General features: G+C 55.3%; 23 protein-coding genes. 19 read left to right on the top strand and 4 right to left on the bottom strand.

Translation table 11 applies throughout. The features are described from left to right. The 4 genes from ACETWG_05235 to ACETWG_05220 form a co-directional block, all read right to left on the bottom strand. Nucleotides 1–672: NosD domain-containing protein (locus ACETWG_05235; GenBank protein MFB0515992.1), on the bottom strand; the 672-nt coding region annotated here is incomplete at its 3' end. 416 nt (nucleotides 673–1,088) lie between these two features. Next, entirely contained in the window at nucleotides 1,089–1,418 is a 330-nt protein-coding gene (locus ACETWG_05230) for a hypothetical protein (protein MFB0515991.1), read from the bottom strand. A 336-nt stretch (nucleotides 1,419–1,754) separates the two neighbouring features. After that, a complete protein-coding gene (locus ACETWG_05225; GenBank protein MFB0515990.1) occupies nucleotides 1,755–2,156 on the bottom strand; it encodes a CoA-binding protein in 402 nt (133 codons plus the stop codon). A gap of 51 nt (nucleotides 2,157–2,207) precedes the next feature. Continuing rightward, a complete protein-coding gene (locus ACETWG_05220; GenBank protein MFB0515989.1) occupies nucleotides 2,208–3,110 on the bottom strand; it encodes a proline dehydrogenase family protein in 903 nt (300 codons plus the stop codon). 172 nt (nucleotides 3,111–3,282) lie between these two features. Between ACETWG_05220 and ACETWG_05215 the strand changes: the two genes are divergently transcribed. The 19 genes from ACETWG_05215 to ACETWG_05125 form a co-directional block, all read left to right on the top strand. Continuing rightward, a complete protein-coding gene (locus ACETWG_05215) occupies nucleotides 3,283–3,696 on the top strand; it encodes an NADH-quinone oxidoreductase subunit A (GenBank protein MFB0515988.1) in 414 nt (137 codons plus the stop codon). A gap of 51 nt (nucleotides 3,697–3,747) precedes the next feature. After that, nucleotides 3,748–4,242, top strand: a complete 495-nt coding sequence (locus ACETWG_05210; protein MFB0515987.1) for an NADH-quinone oxidoreductase subunit B — start codon at nucleotides 3,748–3,750, stop codon at nucleotides 4,240–4,242. 20 nt (nucleotides 4,243–4,262) lie between these two features. Next, the gene (locus tag ACETWG_05205) at nucleotides 4,263–4,754 is read left to right on the top strand and encodes an NADH-quinone oxidoreductase subunit C (GenBank protein MFB0515986.1); all 492 of its coding nucleotides are present in this window, start codon (nucleotides 4,263–4,265) and stop codon (nucleotides 4,752–4,754) included. Then, nucleotides 4,751–5,902 carry an NADH-quinone oxidoreductase subunit D gene (locus tag ACETWG_05200; GenBank protein ID MFB0515985.1) on the top strand — a complete coding sequence of 384 codons (1,152 nt, stop codon included), beginning with the start codon at nucleotides 4,751–4,753 and terminating at the stop codon, nucleotides 5,900–5,902. The genes ACETWG_05205 and ACETWG_05200 overlap by 4 nt, the downstream gene beginning before the upstream one ends. Beyond that, nucleotides 5,899–7,023: an NADH-quinone oxidoreductase subunit NuoH gene (gene nuoH / locus ACETWG_05195; protein MFB0515984.1), complete on the top strand. Its 1,125-nt coding sequence runs from the start codon at nucleotides 5,899–5,901 to the stop codon at nucleotides 7,021–7,023. Before ACETWG_05200 ends, nuoH begins: the two co-directional genes overlap by 4 nt. A 25-nt stretch (nucleotides 7,024–7,048) precedes the next feature. Then, nucleotides 7,049–8,020: a 4Fe-4S dicluster domain-containing protein gene (locus ACETWG_05190; protein ID MFB0515983.1), complete on the top strand. Its 972-nt coding sequence runs from the start codon at nucleotides 7,049–7,051 to the stop codon at nucleotides 8,018–8,020. A 6-nt stretch (nucleotides 8,021–8,026) separates the two neighbouring features. Then, a complete protein-coding gene (locus ACETWG_05185) occupies nucleotides 8,027–8,521 on the top strand; it encodes an NADH-quinone oxidoreductase subunit J (GenBank protein MFB0515982.1) in 495 nt (164 codons plus the stop codon). Continuing rightward, nucleotides 8,514–8,825, top strand: coding sequence for an NADH-quinone oxidoreductase subunit NuoK (nuoK, locus tag ACETWG_05180; GenBank protein ID MFB0515981.1), 312 nt, complete (start codon nucleotides 8,514–8,516; stop codon nucleotides 8,823–8,825). Before ACETWG_05185 ends, nuoK begins: the two co-directional genes overlap by 8 nt. Before the next feature lie 2 nt (nucleotides 8,826–8,827). Continuing rightward, nucleotides 8,828–10,900 carry an NADH-quinone oxidoreductase subunit L gene (nuoL, locus tag ACETWG_05175; GenBank protein ID MFB0515980.1) on the top strand — a complete coding sequence of 691 codons (2,073 nt, stop codon included), beginning with the start codon at nucleotides 8,828–8,830 and terminating at the stop codon, nucleotides 10,898–10,900. Nucleotides 10,901–10,963: 63 nt separating this feature from the next. Next, a complete protein-coding gene (locus ACETWG_05170) occupies nucleotides 10,964–12,532 on the top strand; it encodes a NuoM family protein (protein MFB0515979.1) in 1,569 nt (522 codons plus the stop codon). 47 nt (nucleotides 12,533–12,579) lie between these two features. Next, nucleotides 12,580–14,070: an NADH-quinone oxidoreductase subunit N gene (locus tag ACETWG_05165; protein MFB0515978.1), complete on the top strand. Its 1,491-nt coding sequence runs from the start codon at nucleotides 12,580–12,582 to the stop codon at nucleotides 14,068–14,070. A gap of 109 nt (nucleotides 14,071–14,179) precedes the next feature. Continuing rightward, the gene (locus tag ACETWG_05160; GenBank protein ID MFB0515977.1) at nucleotides 14,180–14,611 is read left to right on the top strand and encodes an acyl-CoA thioesterase; all 432 of its coding nucleotides are present in this window, start codon (nucleotides 14,180–14,182) and stop codon (nucleotides 14,609–14,611) included. Between the two features lie 28 nt (nucleotides 14,612–14,639). Beyond that, complete coding sequence (locus ACETWG_05155; GenBank protein ID MFB0515976.1) at nucleotides 14,640–15,005, top strand: NADH-quinone oxidoreductase subunit A; 366 nt, start codon at nucleotides 14,640–14,642, stop codon at nucleotides 15,003–15,005. Then, nucleotides 14,996–15,499 (top strand): NADH-quinone oxidoreductase subunit B, encoded by a 504-nt coding sequence (locus tag ACETWG_05150; protein ID MFB0515975.1) that lies wholly within the window; start codon nucleotides 14,996–14,998, stop codon nucleotides 15,497–15,499. The genes ACETWG_05155 and ACETWG_05150 overlap by 10 nt, the downstream gene beginning before the upstream one ends. Before the next feature lie 22 nt (nucleotides 15,500–15,521). Further along, nucleotides 15,522–16,043 (top strand): NADH-quinone oxidoreductase subunit C, encoded by a 522-nt coding sequence (locus tag ACETWG_05145; GenBank protein ID MFB0515974.1) that lies wholly within the window; start codon nucleotides 15,522–15,524, stop codon nucleotides 16,041–16,043. After that, a complete protein-coding gene (nuoD, locus tag ACETWG_05140) occupies nucleotides 16,040–17,239 on the top strand; it encodes an NADH dehydrogenase (quinone) subunit D (GenBank protein ID MFB0515973.1) in 1,200 nt (399 codons plus the stop codon). The genes ACETWG_05145 and nuoD overlap by 4 nt, the downstream gene beginning before the upstream one ends. Continuing rightward, the gene (nuoE, locus tag ACETWG_05135) at nucleotides 17,236–17,709 is read left to right on the top strand and encodes an NADH-quinone oxidoreductase subunit NuoE (GenBank protein MFB0515972.1); all 474 of its coding nucleotides are present in this window, start codon (nucleotides 17,236–17,238) and stop codon (nucleotides 17,707–17,709) included. Before nuoD ends, nuoE begins: the two co-directional genes overlap by 4 nt. After that, the gene (nuoF, locus tag ACETWG_05130) at nucleotides 17,706–19,007 is read left to right on the top strand and encodes an NADH-quinone oxidoreductase subunit NuoF (protein MFB0515971.1); all 1,302 of its coding nucleotides are present in this window, start codon (nucleotides 17,706–17,708) and stop codon (nucleotides 19,005–19,007) included. Before nuoE ends, nuoF begins: the two co-directional genes overlap by 4 nt. Further along, nucleotides 19,007–19,269 (top strand): 2Fe-2S iron-sulfur cluster-binding protein (locus ACETWG_05125; GenBank protein MFB0515970.1); only part of this gene is annotated, 263 nt, incomplete at its 3' end. The genes nuoF and ACETWG_05125, both read left to right, overlap by 1 nt.

Genomic DNA, 19,269 nt, shown 5'->3' with positions numbered 1-19,269 from the left:
AAGCCCGCCGCCGCCCCAACCACAACCAGTAGCCGTGTTGCCGCTCACGGTCACGTCCGTCAGTATGGCATCGCTAGCGTGGATGTAAAGCCCGCCGCCGCCGCCCCAACCACAACCAGTAGCCGTGTTGCCGCTCACGGACACGTCCGTCAGCGTGGGATCGCTCTCGTAGATGAAAAGCCCGCCGCCGTCGTAATAAGAGACCGTATTGTCGGTCACGGTCACGTCCGTCAGGGTGGGGCAGCTACGGTAGATGTAAAGTCCGCCGCCGCAATTAGAGGCCGTGTTGCCGCTCACAATCACGTCCGTCAGTGTGGGATTGCCGCCCTTAACGCCCCAAATGTAAAGCCCGCCGCCGCGATTAGAGGCCGTGTTGCAGGTCATGGTCACGTGCGTCAGTGTGGGACTGCTATTGCAGATGAAAAGCCCGCCACCAGAACCATTAGCCGTGTTGCAGGTCACGGTCACGTGCGTCAGCGTGGGACTGCCATAGTAAATGTAGAGCCCGCCGCCGTTATCGGTAGCCGTGTTGCCGGTAACACATAGTCGGGTAAGCACCGGGCTGGCATTGCCGATAAACATACCACCACCATTGGCAATGTTGCCCCCGTTCGTAATCTTGAACCCCTGGATCTCCGTGGTACTATCTATCATGGCGGTCGAAGGACTCATATAAATAACGTTTCCATTCCCTCCACCATCAATGATTGTATTACTCGAATCCCCTGCGCTAATCAACTTTATCCCATTTAAATCCGGCCAGAAGATATTCTCATAGTAGGTGCCAGCCTGGACCAGGACGGTATCACCTGATTGAGCAGCATTGAGTGCGGCCTGGATGGTAGGCTGCTCACCAGGGACATGGATAATGGATGCGTTCAGGATTGATGTTAAGAATAAGACAACTAAACACCTTTTTCGGTAATTGAGATACATAACGTTAAAAGGTAAAGAGAAATAGTGGCGATGGCAACTCTGGCTTTCTCTGTGAACATCACAATGGTCACTATTGGTCAAATCCCTGTCCCATTTTACTGCTTCAAACAGCATTTACCGACGGCAGTGCAATGAACAGAAAAATCAACGTGCTATCTCTCAGTTATGCTCATCTCCCTCAGCTTCCTGTCAACGATTGCCTGGAACTCCTCGTCCTGAACCAGGCGGCCCATGAAATCCTCTGCCTGCTGGCGCTCCATCTGCTGTTTCATGATTTCCTCGGCTTTTTTCTCATCCAGGATCATTCCACAGCGGCTACAGAACTGGTTGCCGGGAGGATTATCCAGGCTGCACGTGGAGCACTTCTGAATAGCGAATCTGTCCCCTGCCTTGGCTTCTTCTTCCTCCACCTGGATATTGTTGAGCCTTAACAGGGAATTGTCTAGGTCGCGGCCTGAGAGGTGCACGTACGTCGAGGCCATGTCCCCGGATCAAAGTGTTACCTTTGTTCCAGCTTGTTCAATGAGGGGCCAACTAGAAACTCGGAACTTGTAACTTGTCCCTAAGGGACCCCTTTGGGGAAACTTCTTTTTTCGCGCACCACGCGCACCAGGCGAACGACAAACCGTTGCCAATGGCTTATATTCCGGCACGATGATAATGCTGCCCCATATCGCTCCGCTGCCGCTTCCGCTCCGCTGGATGTGGAGTAGAAAATTCTACACCTTGGATTTACCCCTCCCGACGGGAAAAACTTTTAAAATGCTGAATTTTGTATGGATTTTGTTGAATTTCCGGCCGGGGCCTGCAACCCCGTATCAGTAATGCCGCACCGCGTGCTCGGTCATCAGGCAGCGGTTCTGCACCGCCAGCAGTCCCGCACTCTCAGCTACCCTGACGGCTTCGTCATTAACTATACCTAATTGCAGCCAGAGGGCCTTGGCGCCTATGGCCGCGGCCTCCTCGGCTATCGGTACTATGTATTCCGGTCGGCGGAAAACATCGACCACCTCCACCGGCTCAGGTATATCCCGCAGTGAGGAATAGGACTTCAACCCCAGGATCTCGTTATGCCCCGGGTTGACGGGTATGATGCGGTAGCCCTGGGCCAGCAGGTACCGGGCCACAGCGTTGGAAGCCTGGTCTTCCCTGGGCGATAGGCCCACCACGGCAATGGTGTTCATGGCCAGGATTTTTTCAATGATTGCTTCCGTACTCATCCTGCTGGCTCTAATCGGGTAATCGATGGCGTCTCGCCGCGGCCAGGGTGTTCATCTTCGCAGGAGATTACGCAACACGTAGCCACCCAGGTTGGGGTTCTCCTTCAGGCGGCGCAGCGAGTAGTCGTACCACTCCTTCCCGTAGGGAACGTAAATCCGCACCTTGTAACCACGGGTCAGGAGCTGTTCCAGTTTCCCGTCCATGGGAACGCCGTGGAGGACCTGGAACTCGAAGCGCGAAGGCGGAAGGCCTGATTCGTGGATTAATTCTTCGACCCGGATGATCAGCTCCCGGTCGTGGGTGGCAATTGCTACGTAAGCCCCTCCGCTGAAGGCTTGGCGCGCCAGGGCCAGGAAGTTGTCGTTGATGGCGGCTCGATCCTGGATGGCAATATCCGGTGACTCCCGATAGATTCCCTTGCACAGGCGAAGGTTCAGTGGTGACGACATGAGCCCGGCCAGGTCGTCCCGGCTCCGGAAGAGATAAGCCTGCAGGACCGGCCCCACCCGCGGGTAGCGTTCCTGGCAGCGCCGGTACAGGGCAAGTGTGTCATCCGTATGGAGGGAATTTTCCATGTCGAGGCGCAGAAAGTTATCAGTGGCTGCGGCCGCCTCCAGTACCTTGAAAAGGTTCTGTTCACAGGTATCAAAACCGATGTCCAGGCCCAGGTGGGTAGGCTTGAGAGAGATATTGGCGTTGAGATTCATACGGGCGATGTCATGGTAAAGCCCTACGTAGGCCGCGGCCACCGCAGCGGCTTCAGCTTTGGAATCGACGTGTTCGCCCAGAATGTCGATGGTGGCTTCGAAGCCCTGTTCGTTGAGCCTTTGCACCAGGCTCAGGGCCTCTTCTTTGGATTCACCAGCCACGTACCGGCGAGCGACAAGGCCGACAAGCGCCTTCGGGAGGTAGGGCAGAGAAGCAACCAGAAGTCTGTTAAGCACTGCTGGCATCGGACACAAAGTTACCTTTGAGGGACAGGTTGTTCAAAGGTTGCGGTACTTCCTCTTCTTCAAGGTGTGATCTGCAAGTCGCCTGACGGAGCTAGGTGGCTGGGGAGAATGCCTTGACTTGAATTTTAGCCCCAGGGTAAATTTTCGCCCCCACAATTCTGAAGGAGGGAGTTTGTACAACGATTTTGCGCCAATACCAATCTTCGCGCTCCTTTCCGCCGGTCTGATTATCGCAGCGCTGATCCTCCAACGCCTCCTGGCGCCATCTAAAAGGGGTGCTCTGAAGGATTCCTCCTATGAATGCGGTGAAGTGGCGGAAGGGAGTGCTTGGATTCAGTTCAATATCCGCTTTTACGTCATCGCCTTGATCTTTCTCATCTTCGAAGTGGAGGTGGTGATCCTGTTTCCCTGGGCTGTGGTATTCAAGAGTATCGGAATAGTAGCCTTCGTTGAAATGCTCATCTTTCTGTTCATCCTCACAGTTGGGCTCGTGGCTGTATGGCGGCGTCGCGATTTGGATTGGGTGAAGATGGTACTACCCTATGGACGCGGCCGCTATGCCCGCCTGTCCAAGCTCCGGAAATAGCCCCTCACCGGGCAGCTGAAAGTCGCCCGTAGGAATTGGCAAGGATTGGAGATGGATTCATTATTGGTTAATCGCTTTGGGCAGGACAATATCATCGTCGGTCAATTGGACAGCTTGCTGAACTGGGCCCGCGCTGGCTCCCAGTGGTACTTCCAGTTTGGCCTGGCGTGCTGTGCCATCGAGATGATGGCCGCAGCTGCTCCCCGCCACGACCTGGAGCGTTTCGGCGCCATGCCCCGAACCTCACCCCGACAGGCTGATACTATGATCGTGGCCGGCACGGTGACGTTGAAAATGGCTACCCGGGTAAAGCGCCTTTATGAGCAGATGGCCAATCCCAAATATGTCATCTCTATGGGCAGCTGCGCTAACAGCGGCGGTCCTTACTGGCAATACGGCTATCACGTGCTGAAAGGGGTTGACCTGGTGGTGCCGGTAGATGTTTATGTTCCGGGCTGTCCCCCACGTCCTGAAGCCCTCCTGCAGGGACTACTGGAGCTGCAGCGAAAAATAAAGGAAGACACCCCACTTAGAAAGGTACCCTGACCACTGAAGGTCAATTGGATATGGAACAATCACAGATTATAGCCAAAGTGGCCAGTGTACATCCGGAGGCGCTGATCCCCACTGAAGAAGAGGCTAACCATATCAGGGTTATACCGGAGCACTGGCTCGTAGTGGCCCAATTCCTGCGCAGCGATCCGGATCTGCACTTTGATTCCCTCATGTGTCTCACTGGCTACGACCCTGGTCCAGGGGAACCGCTGGGAGTGGCCTATAACCTCCACTCGATGGATAAGCTACACCAGCTTGAAGTCCGCATTGAGGTACCCCGTGAGGGTGGCACCATCCCTTCGGTGGCTCACATCTGGCGCACAGCCGATTGGCATGAACGGGAAGCCTACGATATGTTCGGCGTCATCTTCGAGGGACACCCGGATCCCCGCCGGATGCTCCTGCCAGAAGATTGGGAAGGACATCCTTTGAGGAAAGACTACACCACGCCGGATTACTATCGCGGGATTCCCGTCCCTAAGGACAAGCGGGGCTGGGAATGACCGTCTCCGAAGCCCGGCGCAAGAACTTCGGGGTAGTGGAAGCGGAAGAAATGGTCCTCAATATGGGGCCCCAGCACCCCAGCACCCACGGGGTATTGCGCCTGAAGATTCGGACCGATGGCGAGATCGTCAGTCATATTGAACCCCATATCGGCTACCTCCACCGCTGTTTCGAAAAGCACTGCGAAAATCTGACCTACGAGCAGGTTATCCCCTTCACCGACCGCTGTGACTACCTGGCATCCATGAACAACAATCACGTCTATGCCATGGCCGTGGAAAAGCTCATGGGGATCGAGGTTCCGGAGAAAGTGGAGTATATCCGGGTTGTTATGGCCGAGCTGCAGCGCATTGCGAGTCACCTGCTGGCGCTGGGGTCTTTCGGCCTGGATGTGGGCGGCGTCACACCGTTCACCTACATGTTCCGTGACCGGGAACGGATTCTGGACCTGTTCGAATACACCTGCGGCGCGCGCCTGCTCTACAACTATATCTGGATCGGCGGCGTTTCGCACGACCTGCCCCCCAACTTCGCCGAGTACGCTACTGACTTTCTGGACTACTTCGAACCGAAGATCACCGAGTACGACCGTATCCTGACCTATAACAAGATTTTCATTGAGCGGGCCGCCGATGTGGGGGTATTGCCCCCCGATGTGGCGATCAGCTACGGCTGCACCGGCCCTATGCTGAGGGGCTCCGGGGTCAAATGGGATTTACGGCGGAACGAGCCCTACTCGATCTACGATCACTTCGATTTCGACGTCATCACCGGCCAGGGGACCATGGGCACCGTCGGGGACAGCTGGGACCGTTACTTCGTGCGAGTGCAGGAAATGCGGGAGTGTGTGAAGATTGTCCGCCAGGCCCTGGCCCAGATACCCGCGGAAGGGGACGTACGTGCCGCCATTCCTAGGAAGATCCGCCCGCCAACGGGAGAGATATATTTCCGGGGGGAGAATCCCCGGGGTGAATTGGGCTATTATATCATCAGTGACGGCTCATCAAAGCCCTTCAGGGTGAAAATGCGCTCACCGGCGTTCTGTAACTTATCGGTCATCAATGAAATCGCCGCCGGCTGGATGTTGTCCGACCTGGTCACCATCCTGGGCAGTATCGATATCGTCCTGGGAGAGATCGACCGGTGACATCCATTATTGATGCACTGATGCTGCCCCTGTCCCGTCTACCCGGAATGCCCGACGACTCCACCGGCCTGATCATCATAACAGCAGCGATTCTCTTGGGAGTGATCGTATTTCTATTCATGGCGGTGAATGCGCTGGTGGCTGTTTACCTGGAGCGGAAAGTCTCGGCCTTCATGCAGGACCGCCTGGGTCCCATGGAGGTAGGCTTCTTCGGTTTCCGGGGCGGCAGGCGTTTCTGGGGCGGTATCGCCCAGACCGTGGCCGATGCTTTCAAACTGCTGGCTAAGGAAGACATCATTCCGGCTGCGGCCGACCGCAAACTGTTCGTCATGGGACCATTTCTACTTTTTGGCGCTGCCTTCTGTGCCTTTATCGGTATCCCCATCGGCTACGGCCTGGCAATTTCTGATTTTAATATCGGCATTTTTTATGTCATCGCTGTGAGCTCGGTGGGTGTTATCGGGATCATTCTATCCGGCTGGTCATCCAATAACAAATGGTCCCTCTACGGTGCCATGCGTTCGGCGGCCCAGATCATCAGTTACGAACTGCCGGTGGGGATGTCGCTCCTGCTGGTGGTCATGGTAGTGGGCAGCCTTCAGTTTTATGATATCGTAGCCTGGCAGGAACAGCATCGCTGGTTTCTGGTGCACAGCCCTTTTACCGTGGCCGCGTTCATCATTTTCTTCGCTTCCGGTTTAGCGGAGACCAATCGGATGCCTTTCGACATCCCCGAGGCTGAGTCGGAGCTGGTCGCCGGCTACATGACCGAGTACTCCGGCTTCCGGTGGGCCATCTTCTTCCTCTCGGAGTATGGCAATATGGCTATTGTCTCGCTGATGGCCGCTATCGTTTTCCTGGGTGGTTGGCTATCGCCGGTGGGTAGTCTGCTCCGTCTGTTTGGGCTCAGGGAAGCGTGGTACTTCCTGGAAGGGCCCATCTGGGGCGTCTTCTGGATTTCGGCCAAGGCTATCCTCCTGATTTTAACCATGATGTGGTTCCGCTGGACCTGGCCCCGCCTGCGGGTGGATCAGCTCATGTACACGGCCTGGAAAGTGTTCATCCCCTTCGCCTTGGCCAATATCTTCTTTGTCGGCATATGGGAATTGATTTTCGCCTAGGAATGGGCCTGAAAAAATTTACCGCGTGAGTAGCTACTTTAAAAATATAGGCATCGCTTTTATCACTCTCTGGGATGGTATGCGAGTGACCATGCATCACTTCGTAAGGAAGCGGAAGCTAAACGTTACTCTCCAATACCCCCATGAGAAGTGGCCGATCCCGAATCGGCATATCGGCTTTGATGAGGGCAAATACAACGTCATCCGCTCCCGCTTGCATGTAGATATCGATGACTGCATCGGCTGTCTGCAATGCGAGCGAGCCTGCCCGGTAGACTGCATCAAAATCGACACTGTCAAGCTGCCCAGGGACCTGGAACGCGGCTCCCTGCCGAGCAGCACCCAGACCAGCCGCACCTCCCACGGCTCCGTCAAACGCTTCCTGGTGGCTCGGTTTGACATCGACATGTCGGAGTGCATGTACTGCAATCTGTGTACTTACCCCTGCCCAGAGGAGTGTATTTACATGGTAGGCGGCCCCAACGGCTATAAGCATCCCATTGATTACGAATTTGCTCAGCGTGACCGAAATGCTCTCATTTACCAGTTCGCCACGGCTACCGACGAGGAGTTGGAGCATATCTCCCGGTTGGCAGGGGTACCTAATCCCAGGAAGGAGCTGGAAGAACGTCGGATCCAATACCATCAAATAGTTGCGGGTATAGCTGTCGAACCAGTGGGAGTGACACAATCCAAGGCGGGGGCAGGAATCCAGCAGCCAGAAGAAGAGACAGCTCCGGCCAAGGTTCCTACTGCCCCGGCTGCGAAACCTGTCCCTTCTCCAGAGAAAGCGGTCGGGGAAGAAGAGGTTGACCTATCGATCCTGGATGGCATCTCAGACCGGCTGGCCCGGGGCAAAGCCAAGTCAATCCTCAACCGGGCGTTGCGACAGGGAGCCTCTATAGAGGAGGCGGTACGGGAGATACGAACCACCCTGTCGGAGCTTGGCAAACTGGATAGCGAGACGGAAGCCGTCCTCTCCCGTCTGGTGAATTAACTGAGCATGGGTGATATAGCATTTATCGGGGTCGCTGTTCTGGTGGTGGTCACCGCTTTCTTTGTCGTCACTGCCCGCAACCTGGTGCATTCGGCAGTGGCGCTCATGGGCACCCTGTTCGGCGTTGCGGGATTATACGTTTTTCTGTACGCCGATTTTTTAGCCGCTGTCCAGGTGGTCATCTACGTTGGCGGTATCCTGGTGCTCATCATCTTTGGGGTGATGCTTACACACCGCATCACTGCGCCGGTCCTGGTTCAGACCAGCATGCCCAATCGGTTCTTCGCGGCGGCGGTGGTCCTACTCATTTTTATCGGGCTGTCGGCCCTCAGCTTCCGGACGCCCTGGCATCAAGGCGCGGTGGTTGAGACCACCGGCACCGTGGCCGTTATCGGCAGAGCTCTCATGACCAGGTACCTGCTGCACTTTGAGGTGGCCGGCATACTGCTGTTGTTAGCCCTCCTGGGAGCTGCCTACTTATCAAGGCGGGAAGATGCATAACCTGCAATCCTATCTGTTTCTCAGTGTCATTCTGTTCAGTTTCGGTCTCTACGGGGTCATGACCCGCCGCAACGGAGTAGCAATTCTCATGGGGATCGAGCTCATCCTCAACTCGGTAAACCTTAACCTGGTTGCCTTCAACCGTTTCGGCGGACTTTCAGACCTGCTGCCGGGGCATGTCTTCGCCCTGTTTGTGATTATTATGGCGGCTTCTGAAGCGGCCGTGGCCTTGGCGATCATCATAAACCTGTATAAATCCTTCCATACCGTTAACGTGGATGAAGCCCACGAGATGAAGGGTTGACCATGGACCCGCGGACACAGTTTGCTCTGGTTATCCTCTTTCTACCGCTTACTTCCTTTGCGCTCCAGATTTTCTTCGGACGGCGACTGGGACCTAATGGCGTCTGGATTTCTGTAGCAGCTGTTTTTATCACCTTGATTCTGGCCTTCAGCATGCTCGCTACGGTGGTGCTGGGGACGCCCATGCGCCACTACCCGGAAGTAGAGTGGTTCTCGCTGGGAACCTTCAGCCTCACCCTCGGGCTCCAGCTGGACAACGTAGCGGTGGTGATGTTAGTCATAGTCGGCATCATTTCTTCCCTGGTGCACCTTTATTCCGTCGAGTACATGCGGGGCGACGTACGCTACACCCGCTATTTCGGTTACTTGGGCCTGTTTACCTTTTCCATGAACGGCATCGTTCTGGCCCATAGTCTGGTGGTGATGTATGTATTCTGGGAGCTGGTTGGGCTTAGCTCCTACCTGCTTATCGGCCACTGGTTTGAAAAGGATTCGGCCGCCGCCGCTGGCACCAAGGCCTTCTTCACCAACAGGGTGGGTGATATCGGGATGTTCATCGGCATTATGCTTTTCTGGTCGGCCACCGGCAGCTTCACCTTCCATGGGCTCTTCGAAGCGGTGGATGTAGAAGGTGCGAACCTCTTCGCAGGACAGACGAGCCTTCTGACGGTCGCTGGCATTATGGTGTTCCTGGGAGCGGTGGGTAAATCGGCCCAGTTCCCGCTACATATCTGGCTCCCGGATGCTATGGAGGGTCCCACTCCTGTCTCGGCACTTATCCACGCTGCCACGATGGTGGCCGCCGGGGTTTACCTGATGGTGCGCATGTTCCCCATCCTGACGCCGGATGCGCTGCTGTTTGTCGGGGCAATAGGCGCCATTACGGCGGTGCTCGGGGCGCTCATCGCCATTACCCAGTTCGATATCAAACGGGTTCTGGCATACTCCACCGTCAGCCAACTGGGCTATATGATCATGGCTGTGGGCATGGGCGCTCAGCAAGCGGCCTTCTTCCATCTGGGCACCCACGCCATGTTCAAAGGACTCCTGTTCCTCTGCTCCGGTTCGGTAATCCATGCCGTGCACCACGCGCTAAATGAGAAAGGAGACCACACTACCGATCCTCAAGACATGCGTAATATGGGCGGGCTGGGGAGAAAGATGCCGATTACTTACGTGACTATGTTGATCGGGGCCCTGGCCATTTCGGGGGTGCCCTTTTTCAGCGGCTTCCTCAGTAAGGATGCCATTCTAGCCGGGACCCTGGCCTTTGCGGCTGAGCATCACGAGTGGTGGGCCGTGCTGTTCCCCGTGGCCGGTTTCGGAGCGGCAGCCATCACCGCCTTTTATATGTTTCGCCTCATATTCATGACTTTCCACGGCCAGCCTGCGGACGAAATGGTCCGCGGCCGGGTCCAGGAATCACCGGCGGTCATGACCGTACCCCTGATAGCGCTGGCGGTGCTCTGTCTCCCGCTGTTCTTCACCCTGCCGACTCTCCATCCTTTCAGAGCAGAAGGCTGGTTTACCCATGTCATTCACCAGTCACAGAATCTTACGGGATTCGCCGGGCTGGGGGTGGAACACCTGGAGCACGCTTTTCACGAGGTACATGGCACGACCGTCATCCTCTCCACGATTGTGGCCAGCCTGGGTATTGTGTTATCTGTGATCTTCTACCTCCTGGGATGGCTGAATCCCAAAGTGTGGGCGGAAAAGCTGCGGCGCGTAGGGGCCTATCAGTTGTCATTCTACAAGTTCTACTTCGATGAGATTTACGATGCTCTTTTTTATCGGCCCTTCTTCTGGCTCACGGAAGGGGTTGCCTGGCTCGACTGGGACCTGTGGGACCAATGGTTTATCGATAGCTGGGGCCGCAATACTATCCGGGCCGGAAACGCCACCAGCTGGCTGGATTATAACTGGCTGGATCAGATCGTGATCGACGGCTTTGGTCGCCTTACCAGCGGACTGGGGGCTATGGGTCGCAAACTCCAGACCGGGCGGGTTCAACATTACCTCATGTGGGCCCTGGCCGGTGCAATCATCGCGTTCCTGGTGACACTGAGCATCTGACGTAACACTTTCAATCTGTATGGCAAATATATGGTATAAGCACTAATTGAGAAGCTTGATGAAATGGATGCCTACATTCTGACCTTGCTTGTGTTTGTGCCTGTGCTGGGGGCGATAGTATCGCTGTTTGTGCCTAGGAAGCACGTGGCGCGGATCAAATGGATTGCGGCCGGCTTTGCCGGGATACAGGTTCTGTTGGCCATCTGGCTCTTCGCCGCCTTTGACCGCTCCAGTGACACGCTCCAATTCGCCGTGAAGACTGCCTGGATACCGGCCTTCAACATCAACTACCACGTCGGAGTGGATGGTCTCTCCATGCCTATGGTTTTCCTGACGGCGCTCCTTTCCTTCGTCTCGCTCATCGCCAGCTGGAATATCGACAAAAGCCCCCGGGGGTACTTCAGCCTTTTCCTCCTGCTGGATGCTGGCATGATGGGCGTGTTCGTAGCGCTTGACTTTTTCCTGTTCTACGTTTTCTGGGAAGTCATGCTGCTTCCCATGTATTTCCTGATTGGTATGTGGGGCGGTCCCCAACGGCAGTATGCAGCCATCAAGTTCTTTTTATACACTCTTTTTGGATCGGTGCTCATACTCCTGTCCATGCTGGCCTTTTACTTCTACACCGAGCCACACACCTTCAACCTCCTGACCCTCATTCAGGAGGCTCCCAAGATAGACGTGCAGCTGTGGGGCCTGGATATTAAGTGGCTGATCTGGATTGCGTTATTTATCGGCTTCGCTATCAAGGTTCCTATCTTTCCCTTCCACACCTGGCTACCCCTGGCCCATGTGGAAGCGCCGACAGCTGTATCGGTCATTCTGGCCGGGGTGCTGCTGAAGATGGGGACCTACGGCCTGCTGCGGATCAGCTACCCCTTGCTGCCGGCTGAAACCGTCGCATTCGCCACCCTCTTGGCGGTATTGGCGGTCATCAATATTATCTGGGGGGCCGCCAATGCCATTGCCCAGGTAGACCTGAAGCGGATGGTGGCTTACTCCTCTATCAGTCATATGGGTATGGTGCTGCTGGGTATGGCGGCGGTGGTGAGTAGCAGTCGCGGCGGTGCTCAAGCCGGCATGAACGGAGCCGTCCTGCAGATGTTCAACCACGGTACCATTACGGCCATGCTCTTCCTCTTGGTAGGGGTGATTTATGATCGAGCCCACCACCGCTACATCGTCTATCCCCGGGATTACCATGACAAGACTCTCAGGGGTCGGCTGGCCTTCGGCGGCCTGGCAACAAATCTGCCCGTTTATTCCGGTTTCGTCGCCCTGGCATTCTTTGCCGGGTTAGGATTGCCGGCTCTGTCTGCTTTCATTAGCGAGGCCATGTGCTTTATCGGTGGTTTCACCGCCTTCCGGACGCTCACTATTATCGGTACCGTAGGGATTCTGCTGAACGCCACCTATTTCCTGCGGGCTTTCCAGCGGATGTTCCTGGGGCCGCTGAATGAGAAGTGGGCTGGGCTGAACGATATGTCCGGTCGTGAAATCGGCTTCATGGCACCCCTGGCGGTGATCGTTCTCTTCCTGGGGATTTATCCGCGGCCGGCCCTGGATATCATGACCGCCACCATGGATCGCCTCATTGATCTGGTGAACCTGATCTCGCAGGTAGCGATCCAATGAGCGCAGCCGACAGGTGGGCAGGTACCTAAAGCCTACGGCGGACCGACGTGCCTAATATCCAAAGCCTGAGCTACTTTTTGCCCGAGCTGATCCTCACCGCCTCGGTAGTGGTGATCATCTTGTTGGATGTCTTTATCAAAGGGCGGAACCGTAACCGGATCGTCTGGCTGCTCAGCCTGGTGGCCCTATTCATCGCGGGTACATTCCTGATCCTGCAGAAGTCCCCCAGCGAGGCCATTTTCTACGGTGCCCTGGCTATAGATCCCTACAGCCGGTTCTTCAAATGGATTTTCCTGGTGGCGACTGCGGTCATCTACCTCGTCTCGCCGTATACTAGAGAGTTGGATGAGAATCCCCGGCACGAGTATTACCTCTTCTTGCTGGTGGTGGTCTTTGGCATGTTCCTCATGGCCTCGGCCTTGGACTTGATTATTGTCTATCTGTCCCTTGAGATCGTGAGCATTGGCTCTTTTATTCTGGCCGGTTTCCTCAAAAAGGACCAGCTTTCCAGTGAATCTTCCCTTAAATATGTAATCTATGGTGCCCTTTCCTCTGGCGTCATGCTGTATGGGCTAAGCCTGTTGTTCGGGATTGCCGGGTCCACCAACGTCTTCGATGTTCAAGCGGCCTTATCCGGTGTGCCAGAGCAGGCTCACCTTACACTTAGCATCGCTCTGCTGCTGGTCCTGACAGGCTTCGGCTACAAGATTGCCATGGTGCCTTTCCACTTCTGGACACCGGATGTCTATCAGGGTGCGCCGACCACCATTACCGCTTACCTATCGGTCGCACCCAAAGCCGCCGGTTTTGCCCTGGCGCTGAGGATTCTGGGCATCGCCTTTGGCGCTAGCCCTGATCTGAACCTGGGCAGTTGGCTTCCGGTGGAGGGTCTGCCCTTTGGCACCTTAATCGCAATCTTTTCTGCTGCCACCATGACGGTAGGCAACGTTATCGCTATCCAGCAGAGCAGCGTCAAACGGATGCTGGCCTACTCCAGCATTGCTCATGCCGGCTACATGCTCATGGCCGCCACCATCCTGAATGCGCAAGCCCTCGGTGCCATTATGTTCTATTTGGCAGTGTATCTTTTCATGAACCTGGGGGCCTTCCTGGTGGCCATCTTTATCCATAACCAGTACGGTTTTAACGAAATTGATGAGTGGAAAGGCTTAGGCTTCCAGGCGCCGGCGATAGCCGTTGCTATGGGCGTTTTCCTCTTCAGCCTCACGGGCCTGCCTCCAACAGCCGGTTTTGTTGGCAAAGTGTATCTCTTCTCGGTGCTGATTGAGGCTAATCAGTTTTGGTGGCTGGTGATTTTGGGAGTGGTGAATTCGGTCATCTCATTGTATTATTACATACGCATACTAAGGGTAATGTTTCTCGATGCCGAGCCGACAGGTGAGACCATTGCCGACCATCCAGCACTGACCGGAACCATCCTAGCGTTAATGATACCGGTGCTGCTCTTCGGCGTTTACTGGACCCCGCTGATGAAACTGGTGCGGTCTTCTTTGGAATTTCATAGCCCGACTATGTGAGGCCCTGGATCTACTGTTCTTGGTGAACATGGTTGCACCCACCACAATATCAACCCTACCAGATTCTCCTGAGCGGTCCGTCGCTGATTCTCAGGTGGTCATGAACGAGATGGTCCTGCCAAATGATGCCAATGTGCTCGGGAGCGTCTTGGGTGGGCACGTCATGCACTTGATGGATATGTGTGCGGCTATGGCAGCCATGCGGCATTGTCGCAAAGTAGTTGTAACGGCTTCGGTAGAGCATTTAAGCTTTCATCACCCCGTTAAGGTGGGGGAACTAATGATCCTCAAGGCCTCAGTGAATTACGCGGACCGTACCTCAATGGAAGTGGGTGTCAGGATTGAGGCTGAGAATCCCCTCACAGGAGAAAAGCGTCACACCAGCTCGGCCTATCTCACGTTTGTAGCCTTGGACGATAAGAGTCGGCCCACAGCTGTGCCGAAGGTAGTCCCCGGCACGGAGGAGGAAAAGCGCCGTTACCGGGAGGCCCGGAAGCGACGGGAGGAGCGCCTTAAGCGTATGCATAGAGAGGGTTCATAATCGCAGGACTAGTATCTGACCAACGGCCATGATCAGCGACTATCTACCAGTATTGTTTGTGTTTGTCCTGGCAGCGGGATTTGCCGTGCTCATGTTAGTGCTCACACATATCGTCGGACCCCGGGTGAAAGATAAGGTGAAGCTAATGCCCTACGAATCGGGAGTCGACCCATTAGCTCCAACACACACGCGCATCAGCGTTCGCTATTTCGTCGTGGGGCTGATTTTTATCGTCTTTGATATCGAGCTTGTATTTCTGTATCCCTGGGCAGTGATTTTCAAAGATTTCATTGCCCGTAGCCCGTTTATTCTATACGAGATGTTGTTCTTTCTGGGCGTATTGCTCTTTGGCTATGTATACGTGTGGCGGAAAGGAGTGTTTGAATGGGAGTAGGTCAAGGTGGAATAGGCAACTGGTTTACCACCAAGGTTGACATCTTTGCCAATTGGGCGCGGGAAAATTCCCTCTGGCCCATGCCTTTTGGGACCGCCTGTTGCGGGATTGAGCTCATGTCAGTGCTGACTTCCCGCCATGATATAGCCCGCTTTGGCGCTGAAGCCATTCGATTTTCGCCGCGGCAGTCGGATCTGCTTATTGTCGCGGGGCGGGTCCCCATCAAGATGATGCCCGTACTGACCCGTATCTACGAACAGATGCCGGAACCCAAATGGGTGATCTCCATGGGAGCCTGCGCGTCCAGCGGCGGGATATTCGATACCTACAGCGTGATCCAGGGAATTGACAACTTCATCCCGGTTGACGTGTATCTTCCCGGCTGTCCACCGCGGCCGGAGGCAATCCTTGATGGACTCATCCTGATTCAGAAGCTGATTGAGCGGGATTCCTTAAGCCACTATAAACAGCCCCTCGAAGAAGCCTCCACCTAAGTCGATGCTACACAAGGATCAGTTGGCTGTTTTCCTCAAGGATAAATTCCCTGAGGCCTTCTTTGAGATCACTGAATTCCGGGCGATGCTGACCATCCATATTCGCGGTGAGAAAGTTCTCGATCTATTGAGGACCTTGAAAACCGACCCCAGGTTCGCCTTCAACTTTCTGGCGGACATCACAGCCGTGGATCATCTAGAGATAGGCGGGCATGCCAGGTTTTCGGTGGTCTATCATTTGCTCAACCAGTACGAGTCCAGGCGGATTGTGGTCCGCGCCTGGGTCGATGAGGAAGATCCTCGACTGCCATCCGCCTATCCCTTGTGGAAGACAGCCAACTGGCTGGAACGCGAAGTTTATGACCTGTTTGGCATCGAATTCACTGGCCACCCGAATCTAATCCGCATCATGAATCCCGATTACTTTCAGTACCATCCTCTTCGCAAGGACTACCCGCTGCAGGGGCGTGGGGAGCGGAGCAATTTCCGGGTCGTGAAGCGGAGCATTGGCAGCAAGTGGACAGAGGAGAAGAGCTCCGAATGAACCTGGAAGCCAAATCCCTGAGTACCGAGACCATGGTCCTGAATTTTGGACCGTCGCACCCGGCCACCCACGGGACACTGCGGGTGGTTATGGAACTGGATGGCGAAGTGGTCACTAACGTCGCGCCGGAAATTGGCTTCCTGCACTGTGGATTTGAGAAACTGGCTGAACATCTGGACTTCAATCAGTACATCACCGTCACTGACCGGATGAACTATATCTCGCCCATGTGCAACAATGTGGCCTTCGCCTTGTCGGCGGAAAAATTGCTGGGTATCGAGGTGCCCAAGCGAGCCCAGTATATCCGGGTGTTCATGTGTGAGTTGTCCCGTATCGCTGATCACCTTGTCCAGATTGGCATGCAGGCGGTGGATATCGGGGCCTTCACGGTTTTTCTGTATGGCTTCCGCCTGCGGGAGCGGATTTATGATCTGTTCGAGATGGTTTGTGGCGCCCGCCTTACCACCAGCTACACTCGTGTAGGAGGGCTTATGCGGGATCTCCCGGATACTTTCATGCCCGCGGCCGGTGACCTACTGGATAAGGTGCCTGACACCATCAATGAAATTGACGGCCTCCTGACCCACAACCGCATCTGGCTGGACCGGACGAGAAATATCGGCCCCATCAGCCATGATGATGCCATCTCCTATGGCCTGACAGGACCGATCGCCCGGGCTGCGGGAGTGGACTACGACCTGCGCGTGAAGGAACCCTATTCTTCATATGAAGACTTCGATTTCGATGTCATCATTGGCCAGAATGGCGACGTTTACGACCGTTACCTCATGCGCATGTACGAGATGCGGGAAAGTCTGAAGATCTGCCGTCAGGTTCTGGAGAAGCTGCCCGCAGGTCCTGTGAACGTGGATGCGGAATCCAAGTATATTCTTCCGCCACGGCCAGAGGTGTTCAATTCTATCGAAGGGCTCATTCACCATTTTATGGTTACCATGGAGAACCAGGGCTTTACGCCACCAGTGGGTGAAGCCTATATCCCTACGGAAAGCCCTAACGGCGAGCTGGGCTACTTCATTGTCAGTGACGGCAGACGCGAGCCCTATCGGGTTCGGACCCGCCCCCCATCATTGGTCAACTACTCCGCCTTCCCCAAAATGATGGAGAACATGATGGTGTCGGATGCGGTAGCGATTCTGGGCAGTCTGAATGTCATTGCCGGGGAGCTGGATCGGTGAGTTTTGCCTTTACAGGTGACCGGCAGAAACGATTCAACGCCCTGCTGAAGATATATCCGGACAAGCTGTCGGTTGCTCTGCCAGCTCTGCATCTGGCCCAGGAACAGGAGGGCTATCTATCCCCGGAAACCATTGAAGCCCTGGCGGAGATGCTGGATATCACCCCGGCATCCCTGATGGACACAGTCTCCTTTTATACCATGTTTCATACCCAGCCCAGGGGGAAATATCTGCTTCAAGTATGCCATACCCTTTCCTGCAGCCTGGCCGGGGCTGACAAGATCGTGGATCACCTTTCGCGCAAGTACCGGATCAAGGTAGGAGAGACGACGGAGAACGGCCGGTTCACCCTTCTCAAGGTAGAGTGCCTGGGTTCTTGCGGCACGGCTCCCGTCATACAGATCAATGACGACTATTACGAGAGAGTGTCCCCGGAGAAGCTGAACCGGATACTGGACAAACTGCCGTGAGTGAGTACCAGCCCATCCTGATCAAGCATGCCGGCCAGCCCGGTTCATCTACCCTCGAATATTATTTAACCCACGAAGGCTACAGGGCAGCTCGCAAGGCAGTCCTGGATATGAGTAAGGATGAGATTATCCAGGTTGTGAAGGATTCGAACCTTCAGGGTCGCGGTGGTGCCGGCTTTCCAGCAGGCGTGAAATGGGGCTTTGTGCCCAGGGACTCCAAGTGGCCTAAGTATTTAATTTGCAATGCCGATGAAAGTGAGCCGGGAACCTTCAAGGACCGGCTGCTGATTACCCATAACCCGCACCAGATGATCGAGGGAATGATCATCGCATGTAAGGCGATTGACTGTCACTTGGCCTTCATTTATATCCGCGGCGAGTTTATCAAAGAAGCTGCGCTGTTGGAAACGGCCCTGGAAGAGTGCAGTATGAGCGGGCTATTGGGTAAAGGCATTTTTGGCAGTAAGTACGACCTTGACATTCTCGTACACAGGGGTGCTGGAGCTTACATCTGCGGGGAGGAGATGGGTCTCATCGAGTCGCTGGAGGGCAAGCGCGGTTGGCCCCGGATCAAACCGCCCTTCCCGGCCATTGAAGGCTATCTGCGCTGCCCCACGGTGGTCAATAACGTGGAGACCTTGTCTAACCTGCCCCATATCATCAACAACGGGGCTGAATGGTTTCGCAACATCGGCGCCAGTCCAGACAGCCCGGGTCCCAAGCTCTATTGCTTGAGTGGTCACGTGAAGAAGCCGGGAGTCTACGAGGCACCCATGGGCACCAGGCTCAGGAAACTTATCTTCGGCCAAGCCGGTGGCACCCCGGAGGGCAGACGGCTGAAAGCTGTCATTCCTGGTGGTAGTTCTGCTCCGGTCCTTACCGCAGATGAGATTGAGGATCTGAAGATGGATTTCCCATCAGTGAAGGCGGCCGGGAGCATGTTGGGCTCGGCGGGGATCATTGTGATGGATGAAACCACCGACATGGTGCAGGCCTGCTACAACCTCGCCCGCTTTTATGCTCATGAGTCATGCGGCCAGTGCACCCCCTGCCGGGAGGGCACCGCCTGGCTGACCAAGATCCTTTCCCGATTCACCCAGGGTCGTGGAAGACGAGAAGATATCGACCTGATGCTGGAGATTTCCGACAATATCGGCGGGCTCGTGGACTTCTCTAAGGTTAGTTTCGGTAAAACCATTTGCCCCTTCGGGGAAGCGGTAGCCTGGCCGATGAGGTCTTTCCTGGAAAAATTTAGGGATGAGTTCGAAGCCTATTTACCGAAAGAGGCGGCAGCCTGATGCCCCTGCTTAAAATAGACGAACACGAGCTGGAAGTTCCCGATGGCACCATGGTGCTCGATGCCGCCCTGAGGGCCGGCATCGAGATTCCCCACTACTGCTACCATCCAGCCCTCTCGGTTGTGGGCAGCTGCCGCATGTGCATGGTGGAGGTGGAGGGGATGCCCAAGCTGCAGACCGCCTGTTCCACACCGGTACGGGAGCTGCCGCCGGAAAGAAAGTTTGACGGCAAGTTTGACATGGTAGTGCGCACAGCCACCGA

The sequence above is a fragment of the Candidatus Neomarinimicrobiota bacterium genome (assembly GCA_041862535.1).
In the GTDB taxonomy this organism is placed as follows: Bacteria; Fidelibacterota; Marinisomatia; order SCGC-AAA003-L08; family TS1B11.
The sequence above is the reverse complement of the archived record's forward strand: the minus strand, read 5'-3'. Positions and strand labels throughout refer to the sequence as shown.

What these genes read in the sequence shown, in the direction of transcription:
- ACETWG_05205 (MFB0515986.1), top strand. Translation starts at nt 4,263, where the DNA reads ATGGAACAATCACAGATTATAGCCAAAGTGGCCAGTGTACATCCGGAG.
- ACETWG_05170 (MFB0515979.1), top strand. Translation starts at nt 10,964, where the DNA reads ATGGATGCCTACATTCTGACCTTGCTTGTGTTTGTGCCTGTGCTGGGG.
- ACETWG_05230 (MFB0515991.1), bottom strand. Translation starts at nt 1,418, where the DNA reads ATGGCCTCGACGTACGTGCACCTCTCAGGCCGCGACCTAGACAATTCC.
- ACETWG_05225 (MFB0515990.1), bottom strand. Translation starts at nt 2,156, where the DNA reads ATGAGTACGGAAGCAATCATTGAAAAAATCCTGGCCATGAACACCATT.
- nuoL (MFB0515980.1), top strand. Translation starts at nt 8,828, where the DNA reads ATGGACCCGCGGACACAGTTTGCTCTGGTTATCCTCTTTCTACCGCTT.
- ACETWG_05185 (MFB0515982.1), top strand. Translation starts at nt 8,027, where the DNA reads ATGGGTGATATAGCATTTATCGGGGTCGCTGTTCTGGTGGTGGTCACC.
- nuoK (MFB0515981.1), top strand. Translation starts at nt 8,514, where the DNA reads ATGCATAACCTGCAATCCTATCTGTTTCTCAGTGTCATTCTGTTCAGT.
- ACETWG_05210 (MFB0515987.1), top strand. Translation starts at nt 3,748, where the DNA reads ATGGATTCATTATTGGTTAATCGCTTTGGGCAGGACAATATCATCGTC.
- nuoD (MFB0515973.1), top strand. Translation starts at nt 16,040, where the DNA reads ATGAACCTGGAAGCCAAATCCCTGAGTACCGAGACCATGGTCCTGAAT.
- ACETWG_05160 (MFB0515977.1), top strand. Translation starts at nt 14,180, where the DNA reads ATGGTCCTGCCAAATGATGCCAATGTGCTCGGGAGCGTCTTGGGTGGG.
- ACETWG_05200 (MFB0515985.1), top strand. Translation starts at nt 4,751, where the DNA reads ATGACCGTCTCCGAAGCCCGGCGCAAGAACTTCGGGGTAGTGGAAGCG.
- ACETWG_05155 (MFB0515976.1), top strand. Translation starts at nt 14,640, where the DNA reads ATGATCAGCGACTATCTACCAGTATTGTTTGTGTTTGTCCTGGCAGCG.
- ACETWG_05150 (MFB0515975.1), top strand. Translation starts at nt 14,996, where the DNA reads ATGGGAGTAGGTCAAGGTGGAATAGGCAACTGGTTTACCACCAAGGTT.
- ACETWG_05220 (MFB0515989.1), bottom strand. Translation starts at nt 3,110, where the DNA reads ATGCCAGCAGTGCTTAACAGACTTCTGGTTGCTTCTCTGCCCTACCTC.